The following is a 15,109-nucleotide window of genomic DNA, read 5'->3' as shown; positions in this document are numbered from 1 at the left end:
TATCCGAAGTTGACCCAGCGCCGGAATTTATCTAAATTCTGGACATGAATAATGCTTATGACGAAGCCATCGATTTTTTGGCGGCTGGAGTCACGCCAGAGTCCCTGATTGCGTTTCAGCCCAGTCATGAAGCACTGGTCCGGTTCGAACATTTGATCGGGAAAGAAAAGTGTGAGGGGTTACTTCCTGAAGAAACCGAAGAGCTGGATCGGCTGATGGAGATTGAGCGACTGATGAGTTTGGCAAAAGCTAGAGCTCGAAAAAATTTGAAATTTACGACTGCTGCCTGAACGAAAGAATGAGTGGCAGTTGGATATCAGAAGAGCTACGCCGACTGGTCACTTCGCGGGCGTCTGGACTTTGTGAATACTGTCTTTTACATGAGACGGATTCAGCCTACGGATTCCACGTGGATCACGTAATCGCTGAAAAGCATGATGGTCCGACTGATGACCACAATCTGTGTCTTTGCTGTCCTCCCTGTAACAGGGCCAAAGGTAGTGACATATCCACTTTGGTGAATGGTAAAATGGTCCGTTTATTCAATCCACGTATTGATATTTGGGCTGAACACTTTGCTTTGGACGGGATTGTGATCAGAGCAAAAAGCCTTTCTGCGGCAGGGACTCTAAAGCTTCTCAGAATTAATGATGGCCCGAGATTGCAACTCAGGCAGTTGCTTGTGGATTCTGGCCGATTTCCATCTCAAGCTGCACTTGCTAGGCTCGCAAAATTATAATGTTTGTAATGCACGGTGTGCCTTAGCTTCTCCTCGGACATTCACCCCTCAGCTCTCCCACAGCACCTCCACCTTCTCCCCATGCTGTGCGTGAGCAGGATTTAGCGCACGCAGTTCGAATTCCAGTTTCTCTGCTGACGCGCGGGCGATCACCCAGCCATTAGGCCGGTCCGGTCCAAAGACATAGGCCACGGGGGGCAGGTTGATAAGATGAATACCCGTCACCTCATCACGGGTATGGGACCAGTTGTGCGTGTGACCATACACAAAGGCTTTCACTCGCTTGTGCTTCGCCAGCACTTTGAATAACGCCTCGCTATCCATCATGCCGGTATGCTTCTGTCCTTCTGCGGTGAGCGGCTGTTGCGGATTGTGATGTGCCATCACCACCGTCGGTTTGGCAGGCAGGCTGGCCAGGGTGCGGTCCAGCCATCCCAACTGTAAATCACCCAGCAGACCAGGCGTTTTGTTCACCTGATCGAGGGTGTCCAGCAGCACCCAGTTCATCGTCGCACTGGAAAAAACGCTCACATGCCTGCCCTCGACCGGACGTGGATCCTGCACGGTCGTCATCGCTCCCGTGAAGTTTTTCCGGTCATCATGATTTCCCAGCGTGCAGTGCACTGGGATGCCCGCCTCGCGCAATGGCTGGATGAGGCCGATGAAGGTGGCGTAGTCCGGCTGCTCGCCCTTCAGGAAAGCACAATCGCCATTCACCAGTACCCCGTAGGGTTTGCTGGCCAATTTCAGCACCTGATTAGCGCAGCGCGTCAAATTATCCGCCATGATCACTCCACGCGCTTCAGCCTTGGGGTCGGCCAGGATATGAGTGTCTGAAAACAGCGCCCAGGTCTCATTCGGTGCCTGTTTATCCGCCGCCTCAGCCCAGGTTGGTGTCAGCATCGCAGCCAGGCTGCCTTGAATCCACTGACGACGGGTGAGGGCTGGAAGGCTGATAGGCATGGTGATGTGAAATTGATTTTCCCATACAGGTTAGCGAGCGGCTCCTGCAGAGGCAAGATGGCAGTCGCATCTTGCAAATCGGCCTTTCTTTTACCCCTGCGCTTGGCATGATCGCCGCACTCTCTCCCGCGCATGGCTCACGAAATCTCAGCAGTTGCCCGCTCTCTCGGTATCTCGGATGATCACCTCTCCCTCTATGGCCGGGACAAGGCCAAGGTATCCCTGAAGGCCCTGGAAAACCGTCCCCAAAAGGGCAAGCTGATTCTTGTCTCAGCCATCACCCCCACCCCTGCGGGTGAAGGCAAGACCACCATGTCCATTGGTCTGGCACAGGGCTTGAAAAAGATCGGCCAAAGCGTTGCGCTGGCCCTGCGTCAGCCGTCCATGGGCCCTGTATTCGGGCGCAAAGGAGGGGCCACAGGCGGCGGGCACAGTACCGTCCAGCCTGCGGAGTCCATCAATCTCCACTTCACCGGGGACTTTCATGCCATCACTAGCGCGCACAATCTCCTCTCCTCGGTGATAGATAACCAGCTCTTCAACCAGCAGACCAGCCTCCAGCCGGATGGCGTGCTCTGGAAACGAGTCCTGGATGTCAATGACCGTGCCCTCCGCAGCATCCGCACCAGCGTCGGCAAGCCTACCGAACGCAGTTCAGGTTTTGACATCACCGCCGCTTCCGAGGTCATGGCCATCCTCTGCCTCTCGGAATCCCTCGCCGATCTTCGCGAGCGCCTGGACCGCATCGTCATTGGATTCACCTCCGAAGGCACCCCCGTTTTTGCTAAAGAATGCAATATTACAGGTGCCCTTCTCGCCCTTCTTCGGGATGCTCTCCAGCCCAACTTGGTCCAGTCCGTTGAAGGTGTTCCAGCCTTCCTCCATGGCGGCCCTTTTGCCAATATTGCCCACGGTTGCAATTCCGTCCTCGCCACCCGCATGGCCCTTGCCCATGCCGACTTCGCCGTGACCGAGGCCGGTTTTGCCTTCGACCTCGGTGGAGAGAAATTCATGCACATCAAGTGCCGCCAGTCCGGCCTCAAGCCTGAGGCCATCGTCATCGTCGCCACCGTCCGTGCCTTGAAAATGCATGGCGGCGTCCAGCTCGACAGCCTTACCCAGCCAGATCCCGCCGCTCTCTCTCGGGGACTAGAAAACCTCGCGGCACACTTGGACAGCGCTGCCCAGTTTGGGCGACCCGTCATTGTCGCGATTAATAAATTCACCACTGACAGCGAGGATGAAATCGCCCTGGTGCATGATTTCTGCACAGCCCGTGGCGTCCCTTCTGCCACGGCGGATGTTTTTGGCCAGGGCGGGGAGGGGGCCATTGAGCTCGCTGAAAAACTCCTTGCCTCACTCCCGGCGGAGTCCGCACCTCTACCCTTCCTTTACGAGGCCGATGCACCTGTGGAGGAAAAGCTGCATGCCATCGTCACCCGTGTTTATGGGGCTGCCGGGGTCACTCTCACGGACGCCGCGAAGGAGAAACTGGCCCTCTATTCCCGCAACAACCTCGGTCATCTGCCCCTGTGCATGGCCAAGACGCAGAACTCCCTCTCCGACGATGCCAAAAAGCTTGGTCGTCCGCGTGACTTTACCATCACCGTGCGTGATTTTGAGATCGCCCATGGCGCCGGTTTCCTCGTTGCCCTCACCGGCACCATGATGCGTATGCCCGCGCTGCCTAAAGTTCCTGCGGCGGAGCGCATTCAAGTCAGCACCGACGGCGTCATCAGCGGGATTTGACCCATCTTATCGCTTCAGATTCCCGTTTTAGCCTCCAGCGGTGATTTGTACGATTTCGATAACGTCGCCGTCATTCACTTGGGCCATCGGGATTTCCTTCGGCAGCAGAGCCACTTGATTATGCTCCACCACCACCGGTTTTCCCGCGAGGTCCAGAGTCTCTAAAAGACTGGTCAAGGGCATCGAAGCGGGGATTTCCCGCTTTTGTCCATTCAGAGTGATCGTCATGACTATGTAGTACTTAAAGTTAGGCTGCCAGTGCCCCATCAGTCAGGATCGCAGCATCCCAGTCTTTCCACACGGCATCCAGTCCCTGTTTTTTTAGCATGGCTGCCACCTCGGCAGGCGTGCGCACATCGGCTATGCCAAACTGGCCTTCAGCCTTCGCATCTTCCGTTTTTGCTTCCAGGTCCACCCGCTTGCCCCGCACCGTGTGGTGGAGGTCGTCATTGCCCGCCCCCGTGTATCCGCCCGGCTCCGTATGGCTGCCTGCACTCATCGTCGTCACGCCGAGCGGGGCCAGGGCATCACGCAGCGGCGCTGGCTCACGTGTGCTCAGCACGATGCCCACCTCCGGGAAAGTCAGGCGAAACGCGCACAGAGTCTGCACCAGCGCCCAGTCAGGAAATCCGGTCTTCGGCTGAAATCCACCCGCCGCAGGGCGCAGCCGTGGAAAGGCCACCGTGAAGCTGGATTTCCAGCAGTGCTTATACAGGTGCTCCAAATGAGCCGCCAGACGCAGAGCCTCCAGCCTCCAGTCACTCAGGCCGAACAAAGCCCCAATGCCGATTCGGCGGAAGCCTCCTTCATAACCGCGCTCAGGGCACGCCAGCCTCCATTCAAAATCCTTCTTTGGCCCAGCAGTGTGCATTTCCGCATACAGCGGCCGGTCATACGTCTCATGATAAACCACCAGCCCTTCACAGCCTGCCTTTACCATGCGTTCATATTCGGGAGCCTCCATCGGCCCGACTTCAATGCCGATGGTGGGCACAAAATCCCGAATGGCCCGGATGCATTCCTCCAGGTATCCTTCACTCACGAAACGGGGATGCTCCCCTGCCACAAGCAGAATATTGCGAAACCCCTGCGCCGTCAGGTGTCGCGCCTCTTTCACCACCTGGTCCACCGTCAGCGTCACCCGCATGATGCCCGTATTGTCACGGGAAAAACCGCAGTAGGAGCAGTTGTTCACGCATTCATTCGAAACATACAGCGGGGCAAACATCCGCATCGTTCGGCCAAAATTACGCCGCGTAACTGCTTGGGACTCACGGGCCATGGCCTCGATCTGGGACGGTGATTTCGTTTCCAGCAAACTCCAGAACCTCTCCATCAGAGGCGACTTGCGCGCCGGGAGAGCATCGAGGACGGGGGTAAAAGTGGTCAACATGAGAAAGGTCGGACCATTCATATACGCCTGTCTGGTGGGGGTGCAACATGCTGTCATCAGGCAAAACATCCATTGCCTGCCGAAGAGGTTGCGTCATACTGCGCGCCCTCTTTCCATGTCCACGACGGCTCCTCAGCGTATTGTCCTTAAATTTGGCACCGGCATTTTGACCAAGCTCAATGCTCCGGAGCCTGACCCTGTGCAACTGCGCAAGCTCGTGGAAGCCGTTGCTCTTTTGAAACGTGCCGGTCACAGCGTCGTCGTCGTCAGCAGCGGGGCCGTCGCTTCCGGCTTGAAACCCCTGGACCTGACCGAGCGTCCTACGGACATGACCACCCTCCAGGCATTGGCCGCCGTGGGGCAAACCCACCTCATGCATGCCTATGAGAATTTGCTGCGAGACTACGACCTCCATGTGGCCCAGCTCCTGGTCACTCATGAAGATCTGGAAAACTACGACCGCGCCCGCCGTGTGAAAACCACACTGGAGCGCCTGCTGGAATTTCCCCAGGTCGTCCCCGTCATCAATGAAAACGACAGCGTCGCCATTGAGGAACTCCGTTTTGGCGACAATGACAAACTCTCCTCCCGCGTGGCCCGCCTTTGGAGTGCAGACCTGCTCATTCTACTCACCAGCGCCCCAGGCTTGCTGCGGGATATGTCCAAGCCCGAAGAAGGCCCCATCCCCGTTGTGGATGATGTGGATGTGGTCATCCATCATGCCCAGGAAGAAAAAACCAAGCTGGGTACCGGTGGTATGATTTCAAAACTCCGCGCCGTGCAGGACGCCGTTAACGGTGGTGTCCAGTGCATCATCGCCAGCGGCCGCCATGCCGAGCAACTCCCGGAAGTCGTTGCCGGCGGCGGTGTTTGTACCCGCTTTTTGGTGAAGCGATAACCCAGCACTGGCTAAGTCAAGCGACCAGCCTTCCCGCCGCCATCCTCAGTTCCTCTCTCAGCGGCACCGCTTTCTCAGCCAGCGTCCGCTGCTCCTGCTCATAACGCAGCCTTCCTTCCGTCGTCTCGATGCAGACGGGTTCATACCCCAGATGTCTCAGGTCATAAGGGCTCGCTCGCATATCCAGGTCGCGCCCTTCGCAGGCCAGGGCGAAGACCTTGCCCACCAGGTCCGAGCCGATCCATGGCCAGAGTTTCGTCGCCCATTTATACAGGTCCATATTGGCATGCAGGCAGGCCCCTTGCTCCATCTCTAGACGTGTTTCTAACACAGGTTGCAGCACATTCATCGGCTTGGCTTCCGGCGTAAAAAAGCGAAACGCATCGTAGTGGGAGCAGCCGATGCTTTGGGATTCGATAAACTGCGCCATCACCTCCGGGGCCAGCCGCAGCTCATATCCCTGATGGCGGATCTGCTCGCGTGTCTGGCGATAAACCATGGCCCACTCATGCAGGCCAAAGCATCGAAACCGTGGAGCACGCTCCAGGACATTCGCGCATAGCTGGCCCACCCACCGCGCCAGGTCCCGAGTGTGGGACCCCAGCTTCGTTTCATCCAGAGTTATTTCACCGCCATGCCGGATAAAGCGCTCCGATCCTAGCCATGGCAGGGTCTGCATATCCTCTTCATGGACCTCCAGGGAGACACCCAGAGGCGGCATCCACTGCTTCAGCTTCGCGGGCGAAAAGTTGTAATACGTAAAGAGGAAATCGTGGACAGGATGCTTCCCCTGGCAGCTCCGTCTTTGCACAAAATCATCCGCCAGGCTCGCCACGCGGCCCAGGTGAGCATCTCGCCGGGCATGCCACTCCTGGCGTGACCAGCGTTTGCTGGAGATCGTATCCGTCATGCTTCGATCTCCACCTTATACCGGGGCAGGGAAGGGTCCACCTCCAGGCTATAAGCATGGATTCCTCCCGCCAGGCACCGGGCATTTGTGAAGCCATGGCCGATAAAATACGCCACCGCATCCAGGGAGCGGGAGCCCGTATGATCATAGAGAATCACCGGCGCATTTTTATCCCACGCTGAAAAAGCCTCCTGCACCAGCTCCTGCGTCATCAGCAGGGAGCCTGGAATAGTGACGGCCTCGTGTTCCTCGCGGGTGCGCACATCCAGGACTTTCAGTTCCGGTGTCTCCCGCCGCAGCTCAGCGAAATCAGCGGGGGAAATTTGCAGCGTCACATCCCCCTGGTGGCTATCCTGAATGTGCGAGATCACCTCCTGCACATCCAGGTTCTCATTGCGGGCACAGAGCTGGGCCAGCGTCTCCGTGGGACTAAATGCGCAACTGCTGCAGCCGCCGATGTGATACCGGGCGAAGAGTGCACGCTGGGCCCCCGGATAGGATTGCAGTACCTGGGAAAGGGTTGTTTCTGGCAAAAGAGGGGGCAGAGCCGGGGCGGTCATGGTTCATAAATAACGCACGCCGGATGTGACGAAACTGCAAAGTTCATGTGGGCAATCCCGTGCAGTGCGCTACAATCCACTTTTATGCTCGAACGCGAACCTCGCATCTATGTGCTCCCCACGATGATGACGGCCGGAAATATCCTGGCCGGTTTTGTCGCGATTTTGCAGATCTTTAAAGGACGGGAAGGGGCCATTACCGAGCATTATTACTGGGCCATCATCGCCATTTTGGCAGCTTGCCTCTTCGATGTCTTAGATGGTCGCGTTGCCCGTTTAGGGGGACAGGAGTCTCCCTTTGGTCGGGAGCTGGACTCCATCGCAGACATTGTCTCCTTCGGCGTCGCCCCCGCACTCCTGGTGCATGACATCGTGCTTTCCAGCATCGAAAAACCCGCAGGGCTGGGCTGGCTCATCGCTTGCGCCTACCTCGTCTGCGGAGCCATGCGCTTGGCCCGTTTCAATTGCATTGCGGCCAGTGATGACAAGACTAACAGCAAGCACTTTCGTGGCTGCCCTATTCCCGCAGCAGCCGGCGTCATCGCCTCGCTCACGTTGCTGATGCTCTGGCTGGATGAGGGGAATAAAGAGATCGGCACTTGGAAATATGGTCTGGCCGTTCTCATGGTCCTGCTTTCCTGGCTCATGATGAGCGACCTCGAATACCCGAGCTTCAAGTCCATCAATTGGCGTACCCGCCGTTCCCCTGCCTGGGTGCTCATCTCCATCATCGTCGTTGCTTTTGCTGTGCGGAACTGGCAGTGGATGCCCTCCGTTCTGTTCGTCAGCTACCTGCTTTATGGGTTAGTGCGCCCTTGGGTTTCTCGCCGCTGGAGGCAGGAAATCGAAATCGAATACGAAGCTGCGGATACACCCGATGATCCCATCACCACCCAGACAGACCTTCCTAAAAAGGACGCCGGGCCGGAAGATCCTGCGTCCCAGATCTAACGACATGCGCGTGACGGCCCTGACAGACACTCCTTAGGATGGCGGATTTTTATCAGCACGCACGACTGCCCACCCTGCATCATCTCGCCACGCCAGACGCGACGGCGCGAGATGCAGAACTCGTTACACTGACTCAAAATAACCCGGTGGTACTCCTGCTTCCGGCCTTGTTCGCTGAGACTCAGCGCCCTGCTTTGCCCGCCATCCTTGAGCAGGTGGCTCAGATCCCCTACATCAGCGAGATCTTGCTCACCATGAATGGCATGGAGGAAAGCCAGGTCGAGTCTGCACTCCGCCTCTGCAATGACTCCGCCGGAGGAAAAAAAGTGCACGTTCTCTGGAATGACGGCCCCGCCCTCCAGGCCGCTCACCATCGCCTGGCGGAAAAAGGCTGGGATGGCACCCTCACGGGTAAAGGGGCCAATATCTGGATGGGTCTGGCCTGCTTAAAGGCAGCCGGGCACAAAGGCATCGTCATCAGTCATGACACAGACATCCTGAATTACAGCACCTCCATGCTGTCCAAGCTGTGTTTTCCAGTCGCTCATCCCCGTCTCGGATATCGTTTCGCCAAAGGCTATTACAGCCGTGTGGCAGACCGCCTGTATGGCCGCGTCACCCGCCTCCTCATTTTTCCCCTTATTCAGGCCTTTCAGGATGTCCTCGGGGTGAAGCCTCTATTGGAGCACCTGGAGAGTTTTCGTTATCCCCTTTCGGGAGAGTTTGCGGGTGACCTTGACACCCTGGCTGGATTTAGCCTGCCTCCCGCTTGGGGGCTGGAAATCGCCATGCTTTGTGAATCCCATCGCCATCTGACTCCGGCGGAGCAATGCCAGGTGGACCTCGGTTTTCACTTCGAGCATCGTCACCGTCAGCTTGTCAATCCTGGCCTGGAGCATGGTCTCGTGGCCGCCGCTGCCGATGTCGTGCGCTGTCTGACCTATCAAATTTTGCGCGATGCAGAAGAGCATGCCGCAGAGTCTCTGATGCGCTCTGTTTTGGAGCGTTACTCCAGTCACCGGGCGCAGGAATGGATGCAGCGTTATGAGCATGTAGCCCTCCTCAATGGTCTCATCTTTGACCATGAGGAAGAAAGCCTGGCCATATGCGCCTTTACGGAGGCGCTGGAAGAGCTCGTGGTCAGCATTGCTGCCAAAGGACTGAATGTCCCCGGTATGAGGCCCTCGCCTGCCCACGCCCTTGAGCAGCTTCCTGGTTTAGGGGAGCAGATCACTTCCACCGTCTTGTGAAGCGCCGGGATGCAATGTGCATGGTGATGTTCATGACGGGCAGCGCATCGCTCTTCTTCTTGCGCCAGTAGGCAGGACTGGGCTAGAAAGCAGCTTGCTGCTATGAAGTCACTTTTCCTCACCAACGAATACCCGCCTCACATTTACGGAGGTGCCGGGGTACATGTTGAATACCTTACCCGCGAGCTGGCCAAACTTATGGATGTGGAGGTTCGCTGCTTTGGCGACCAGGATAGCTCCGAGCCTCATCTCAGTGTGAAAGGAGTCAGTCTGGATGCTGAAGGATGGACTTCCCCGCCTAACTTAAAGTCTGTCTTCGGTGCGGTGCAGCGCTGTCTCGACTTCAATACCCGCAATGTGGATGCCCAGGTCGTACACCTTCACACTTGGTATTCCCACTTCGGCGGCATCCTGGCCAAGCTCAACTATGGCCTGCCCATGGTCCTCACCGTCCATTCTCTGGAGCCTCTTCGTCCCTGGAAGCGCGAGCAATTAGGCGGCGGTTATGATTTTACCGTCTGGCTGGAAAAGACCGCTCTGGAAATGGCGGATGCCGTCATCGCCGTATCGGAGGAAACCAAGAGCGACCTTCTGCGCTTTTTCCCGCTGGATCCGCATAAAATTCACGTCATTCACAATGGCATTGATCCTGATGAATACCATCGCATGGAAGCTCCTGAGGTGCTGCGCAAGCACGGTGTGGATCCAGATGTGCCATACGTCCTGTTCGTTGGCCGCATCACCCGGCAGAAAGGCATCATCTATCTTGTGCGTGCCATCGAGAAGATGAATCCCGGGTTTCAGATCGTTCTTTGTGCCGGTGCACCGGATACCCCGGAAATCGCCGCTGAAATGCAGGCTGCGGTGACCGCTGCACAGACGAAAAGAGGCGGCATCGTCTGGATTCAGGCCATGCTACCCGTGCAGGAAAAAATCGCCATGTATTCCCATGCGGAGGTCTTCTGCTGCCCCTCCATTTACGAGCCTTTCGGCATCATCAACCTCGAAGCCATGGCCTGTGAAACCGCCGTCGTTGCCAGTGCGGTGGGTGGCATTAAGGAAGTCGTTGTACCCGGTGAAACAGGCATCCTTGTGCCCTTGGACCAGCAGACGGAAAGCCCCTTTGAAGCACTGCATCCTGATCACTTTGCTCGGGATTTGGCGGAGGGCATCAACAGCCTCATGGCCGATCCTGAAAAATGCCGTCGCATGGGGCTTGCCGGTCGCAAACGTGCCGTGGAACGCTTTAGCTGGACCAGCATCGCTGAGCGTACCAAGGCCCTGTATGAAACCCTTGTGAAAGCCTGACACCCCTCTTTTCCCCATCATGGAACTCATCAATAACGCCCCTGAAGTCCCCTCCGCCGTCGGCCCTTATTCCCAGGCAGTTCGCTCCAACGGATTCCTCTTTTGCTCCGGCCAGATCCCTATCAATCCCGCCACCGGCAAGATTGAAGCCACAGATGTCGAAGGCCAGACCCAGCAGGTCCTCGCCAATATCAAAGCCCTGCTCGCCAGTCAGGGACTGGATCTCACCTACGTGGCAAAAGCCACCGTATTCCTGCAAAGCATGGCCGATTTTCCCAAAGTCAATGCTCTCTATGAGGCAGCCTTTAGCGGCCACAAGCCAGCCCGCTCCACCATCCAGGTGGCAGCACTGCCCCTCGGCGCTTTGGTGGAGATCGAAGTGATCGTCGAACTCCCCTAAGCCACAGCTACTGCGATGGAATGGATGCGTCCGGGTTCTTTCGGCGGAACCCCTGAATGCGTCCATCCCCTCGGTAAAGATAGATTTTGCTCACATCCTCCAGCTTCATCAACAGCCAGGGGGAGAGAAGATTGCGACCATTTTTGGTGAACACAATGCCGTCCGCCAGATGCACACAGGAGTGGAATGCATCACCTGTAGAATTGCTCAGGAAGAACAGTACATCCCCATATTTGTAAGGGGGTTCCACGGGTTCAAAATTCTCTAACACCGCACTGGTGGCCAGTCGCGAGTCCAGCAGGTATTCATGCGGCTCGTAATTGAAGAAATTGAGCGATGTCCAATGGCAGTCAGGCAACATTCCGTGCTTGGCCAGGTCCAGCCCAGGGTAGGTATACATCAGCTTTCGGACGAGCGAAGGCAGCAAATGGGAGAGAGGCAGCGCCTCCACCCCATCTGTATCAATGATAGACTGTACCAGCGGCTCAATGTCTTTCCGCCTCAGCCCCATCCCCAGCGTCCAGTAACTCACAAGCTCATCCACATTGGTATTGTGATCCACCTCCACCTTGACCATCAGAGAGCGGGTACGTGTAAAGGCCTTGAAGATCGCGCGCGCTTCGGAGTCAGATTCCGCATAGTTCAGGATGGCACCCACATCGCTGAAGGCGATCGTATCCCCGCGTTTGTAGGACAGTTGCTCGATTTTTGAGATAATACCAGGGCGCAGTTTGCTCGTGCGGTACCATTCCGCCACCGTCTGTCCGACGATCAGGACCGGGTCCACACAAAATTCATTCGGCGGATATTTGGACAACTCCGTGTAAATAATCGCCCGGGTTTCCGCAGAAATGGCCTCCAGATCAGGAAGCGGAGGGAAAAGATGCGCATACCCATTTTCTTTCACCACTTGGCTAGGGTCCAGGAGCAGTGTGATCAAGGCTTCTGAAAGAGAGGCCTTGCGAAAAAAATCAGGAAGTTTTGGCAGTGCTTCTTCGGGAAACGTCCAGCGCGGACGTGTATTGGGCAGGGGAAAGCTGTCCACCAGGCTTTTTGGAGCTTCCAAATAGATATAGGAGCAACGCAGTTTTCCCCAAGGACCCGGTGACGTATAAAACGTGTTCGGATTTTGCACCACGGCTGGAGTAGCGACGCCAGTCGAAGTCGTCGTGCGCTCATTTTGCGACAGGAGCTGACGAAGATCATTCAGGTCATTGATTTGGCCATGAACCAAGGGGGCATGACTGCCTGCCACGACCCCCAAAACGCAGAATAAGCATCGAAAAGAAGCAGACAATGGATGGAGAAGGGGGGATTCTCGGAACAGGGACATGGATGGCGGTTATGACAGCGAGGATTGTGCAGTGTTTAAAGACTCGTGCTGGGAGTCAAAAATAATCCTCACACGTGCACTAGCACAATCTTTATAATCCAGGAAAGTGACCGTCAGCAGAGAAAATGCTTGGGCTGGACCTGAAAAGTTGATATTCCTCGCCTTTCGCCCGCCCCCCTTAGACTCCGAATGCATCGTCCGAATCCACGTCTCACCCGCCAGCACGCAGTCAAAACTGCCGTTTTCAGTCTGGCCATGGCTGGCAGTCTGCATTTCCTCCTGCCCACTGCATCGGCTGGCGAAGGCACGCTGGGGCTGGCTGAAAAGGAAATTCAACGCCGTTCCACCACGGTCACCACTCAGCAGGCCCTCATGCAGGAGGCTGAAACCCTCCTCCGCAATGGCGATACGGCCGCAGCTTTAAAGATTTTTGAAACAGCATTCAATGCCATTCCGGATGTGCCTTTGGCTGCGGAGACTCGTGCCGTCGCTCTGGATGGTTATCTGCGCGCCGGCCTCGCCCGCGCGACGGAACTGATGAATGCGGGGGATTACCCTGCTGCCGTAGTGATCCTTGAAAAACTGGACCAGCCCGGTGTCGCTCAGCATGATAAACGCATCGCCAAAGTAAGGCAGCGGCTTGAAGATCCGGACCGTTACCCGCCTGCACTCACTCCAGGCCACATCGCCAAAGTGGCTGAGGTTGAAAAGCTTCTCATGCTTGCCAATTCCCAGCGTGAGATCGGCGAATATGATAAGGCTATTTTGACCTATGAAGAGGTCCTTCGCCTGGATGCTTACAATTCAGCCGCTCGCCGTGGCCTTCAAAAAGTGGAGCAAAATCGCGCCCAGTATTTTGAAGCCGCCAAGGATCACACCCGTAGCAAAATGCTGAACGACGTCAGTGGTGCATGGGAGAAAGCAGTTCCTCCTAGCGGTGCGGATCTATCCAATCTCTTTGATGGTGGCAGGTCGGGCATCAGTGCCACAGGTGCTCTTGTGGGTCGTGAGGCCATCCAGCAAAAATTGCGGGACCTCATCATCAATCGCATAGATTTCAGCGGTGCTTCCATTGAGGAAGTGGTGGAATACCTCCGTGTTCGTTCACGTGACCTGGATCCTGCCGGCAAAGGGGTGGATTTCGTCATCAGCGTTCCTCCGGAGCAGATGACGCGTCCCATTTCCCTCAACCTGAAACTGGTGCCGATTGAAGAAGTGCTCCGGTATGTGACCGAGATGGTAGGGCTCACCTATCGGGTCGAAGAGTATGCCGTGAGGTTGATCTCGCTGACCCAGGATGCGGACCTCATGATTTCCAAATCCTATCGTGTCCCCCCCGATTTCATTTCCAATGCCCCCGTCGGCGGTGATGCCGCTGGCACCACTTCGCCAGATCCGTTTGCCTCAGGCACTCAAGCCACCACGGCTCCTGGCGGCTTGCAAGTGCGCCGTCTCGGCGCTCAGGAGTTCCTTCAAAGCTACGGCGTAACTTTTGGAGAGGGGGCCAGTGCCAGCTTCACCCCGACCACCAGCATGTTGATCGTAAGGAACACGGCGAAAAACATGGAGCTCGTGGACATGCTCGTCGAGCAGGCTCAAAACCGCTCTCCTAAGCAGGTCATCATTGATGTAAAGTTCCTGGAAGTGGGTGATAACCGCCTGTCCGAGCTGGGCTTTGACTGGCTCCTTGGCAATTTCGGTATTTCTTCACAAGCCGCTCAGCTCGCCGGTGGTACCACGGGTAATGCAGGTGCTTTCCAGAATGGTGATTTTCCATTTCAAACCGCCGCCGGTCCGGTTGGGTCCAACCCAGTCACTGCCGGCCTGCGTTCTTCCGGGGATCTGGGCCTGCTCGGCATTGATGGAGTCCTCTTCGGTACCGAAACCACCGCCTCCAGACGCTCTCCGGGCGTTCTCTCCCTCAGTGGAGTACTCTCCAGTCCCCAGTTTCAACTGGTCATTCGGTCTCTCGATCAAAAGTCGGGCATCGATATGGCCTCCCAGCCCAGCCTGGTCACACGCAGCGGACAGAAAGCCAGCCTGGAAATCGTCCGTGAACTTATTTATCCGACTGAGTTTGATCCTCCGCAGATCCCCACCAGTGTCGGCAATACCAACGTAGTTGATGCAGAAACGGGTGAACTTATCCCCATGCCTTTGCCTCCGGCGGTTGTCACGCCCAGCACCCCGACCTCGTTTGAAATGCGCAAGACCGGCATCGTTCTGGACATAGAACCCGTCATTGCAGATGATAACCGTTCCGTGGATCTCACCATGAGTCCTGAGTTTGTCGAATTTTCCGGCTTTGTAAATTACGGCTCCCCCATCAATACCATCACCGATAACGAATTTTACGAGCTGACGCCTAACCTGATTTTCCAACCCGTTTTTGACTCCCGGAAAGTCGTGACCTCCGTTAAGGTCTGGGACGGTGCCACCATCGTTCTTGGGGGATTGGTGACAGACCGTGAAGAAGTCATCAATGACAAGGTGCCTTTTCTTGGAGATATGCCCGTTTTTGGCCGCCTCTTCAGGAGCAATGTCAAACAACGCCGCATGCGCCATGCGGTCTTCTTTGTTACGGTCCATATTGTCGATCCTTCCGGTGCCCGTGTAAACCAAGTGCAGGCAAAGTAAAAGCGGTGAAAACCGTGG

15 protein-coding genes are annotated in these 15,109 nt (G+C 56.4%); 9 read left to right on the top strand and 6 right to left on the bottom strand.

From position 1 onward, the window contains the following. The first annotated feature begins 44 nt into the window (after nucleotides 1-44). Together EI77_RS01800 and EI77_RS24070 are read left to right on the top strand one after the other, a co-directional pair. On the top strand, nucleotides 45-290 hold the full coding sequence (locus EI77_RS01800; RefSeq protein WP_133793040.1) for a hypothetical protein: 246 nt from the start codon (nucleotides 45-47) through the stop codon (nucleotides 288-290). Between the two features lie 8 nt (nucleotides 291-298). Beyond that, nucleotides 299-739: an HNH endonuclease gene (locus EI77_RS24070; RefSeq protein ID WP_133793039.1), complete on the top strand. Its 441-nt coding sequence runs from the start codon at nucleotides 299-301 to the stop codon at nucleotides 737-739. Between the two features lie 48 nt (nucleotides 740-787). On the opposite strand, the gene EI77_RS01790 is transcribed toward EI77_RS24070, so the two are convergent. Then, entirely contained in the window at nucleotides 788-1,702 is a 915-nt protein-coding gene (locus EI77_RS01790) for a metallophosphoesterase family protein (protein WP_133793038.1), read from the bottom strand. 132 nt (nucleotides 1,703-1,834) lie between these two features. Between EI77_RS01790 and EI77_RS01785 the strand changes: the two genes are divergently transcribed. Next, entirely contained in the window at nucleotides 1,835-3,451 is a 1,617-nt protein-coding gene (locus EI77_RS01785) for a formate--tetrahydrofolate ligase (RefSeq protein ID WP_133793037.1), read from the top strand. A 27-nt stretch (nucleotides 3,452-3,478) separates the two neighbouring features. On the opposite strand, the gene thiS is transcribed toward EI77_RS01785, so the two are convergent. Both thiS and thiH read right to left on the bottom strand, forming a co-directional pair. Next, the gene (thiS, locus tag EI77_RS01780; protein ID WP_208300238.1) at nucleotides 3,479-3,679 is read right to left on the bottom strand and encodes a sulfur carrier protein ThiS; all 201 of its coding nucleotides are present in this window, start codon (nucleotides 3,677-3,679) and stop codon (nucleotides 3,479-3,481) included. Between the two features lie 19 nt (nucleotides 3,680-3,698). Next, nucleotides 3,699-4,844 carry a 2-iminoacetate synthase ThiH gene (gene thiH / locus EI77_RS01775; RefSeq protein ID WP_133793035.1) on the bottom strand — a complete coding sequence of 382 codons (1,146 nt, stop codon included), beginning with the start codon at nucleotides 4,842-4,844 and terminating at the stop codon, nucleotides 3,699-3,701. Between the two features lie 115 nt (nucleotides 4,845-4,959). Here thiH and proB point away from each other — a divergent pair, with 115 nt between their 5' ends. Next, a complete protein-coding gene (gene proB / locus EI77_RS01770) occupies nucleotides 4,960-5,742 on the top strand; it encodes a glutamate 5-kinase (protein WP_133793034.1) in 783 nt (260 codons plus the stop codon). Between the two features lie 16 nt (nucleotides 5,743-5,758). Here the strand turns inward: proB and EI77_RS01765 are convergent, their stop codons facing one another. Both EI77_RS01765 and EI77_RS01760 read right to left on the bottom strand, forming a co-directional pair. After that, nucleotides 5,759-6,652 (bottom strand): hypothetical protein, encoded by an 894-nt coding sequence (locus EI77_RS01765; protein ID WP_133793033.1) that lies wholly within the window; start codon nucleotides 6,650-6,652, stop codon nucleotides 5,759-5,761. Further along, nucleotides 6,649-7,212, bottom strand: a complete 564-nt coding sequence (locus EI77_RS01760) for a rhodanese-like domain-containing protein (protein WP_133793032.1) — start codon at nucleotides 7,210-7,212, stop codon at nucleotides 6,649-6,651. The genes EI77_RS01765 and EI77_RS01760 overlap by 4 nt, the downstream gene beginning before the upstream one ends. A gap of 84 nt (nucleotides 7,213-7,296) precedes the next feature. Here EI77_RS01760 and pssA point away from each other — a divergent pair, with 84 nt between their 5' ends. The 4 genes from pssA to EI77_RS01740 all read left to right on the top strand — a co-directional run bounded on the left by pssA (nucleotide 7,297) and on the right by EI77_RS01740 (nucleotide 11,121). Then, complete coding sequence (gene pssA / locus EI77_RS01755; RefSeq protein ID WP_243838637.1) at nucleotides 7,297-8,163, top strand: CDP-diacylglycerol--serine O-phosphatidyltransferase; 867 nt, start codon at nucleotides 7,297-7,299, stop codon at nucleotides 8,161-8,163. Between the two features lie 38 nt (nucleotides 8,164-8,201). Continuing rightward, on the top strand, nucleotides 8,202-9,413 hold the full coding sequence (locus tag EI77_RS01750; RefSeq protein ID WP_133793031.1) for a glycosyltransferase family protein: 1,212 nt from the start codon (nucleotides 8,202-8,204) through the stop codon (nucleotides 9,411-9,413). A gap of 102 nt (nucleotides 9,414-9,515) precedes the next feature. Further along, nucleotides 9,516-10,721 carry a glycogen synthase gene (gene glgA / locus EI77_RS01745; protein WP_133793030.1) on the top strand — a complete coding sequence of 402 codons (1,206 nt, stop codon included), beginning with the start codon at nucleotides 9,516-9,518 and terminating at the stop codon, nucleotides 10,719-10,721. A 19-nt stretch (nucleotides 10,722-10,740) separates the two neighbouring features. Beyond that, on the top strand, nucleotides 10,741-11,121 hold the full coding sequence (locus EI77_RS01740; protein ID WP_133793029.1) for a RidA family protein: 381 nt from the start codon (nucleotides 10,741-10,743) through the stop codon (nucleotides 11,119-11,121). Nucleotides 11,122-11,128: 7 nt separating this feature from the next. Here EI77_RS01740 and EI77_RS01735 read toward each other — a convergent pair whose 3' ends face one another. Then, nucleotides 11,129-12,376, bottom strand: coding sequence for a hypothetical protein (locus EI77_RS01735; RefSeq protein ID WP_133793028.1), 1,248 nt, complete (start codon nucleotides 12,374-12,376; stop codon nucleotides 11,129-11,131). Between the two features lie 267 nt (nucleotides 12,377-12,643). Between EI77_RS01735 and EI77_RS01730 the strand changes: the two genes are divergently transcribed. After that, the gene (locus tag EI77_RS01730; protein ID WP_133793027.1) at nucleotides 12,644-15,091 is read left to right on the top strand and encodes an Amuc_1098 family type IV pilus outer membrane protein; all 2,448 of its coding nucleotides are present in this window, start codon (nucleotides 12,644-12,646) and stop codon (nucleotides 15,089-15,091) included. Nucleotides 15,092-15,109 lie beyond the last annotated feature (18 nt).

Source organism: Prosthecobacter fusiformis (genome assembly GCF_004364345.1).
Lineage (GTDB): Bacteria > Verrucomicrobiota > Verrucomicrobiia > Verrucomicrobiales > Verrucomicrobiaceae > Prosthecobacter > Prosthecobacter fusiformis.
This window is presented reverse-complemented; position numbering and strand designations above follow the sequence as displayed.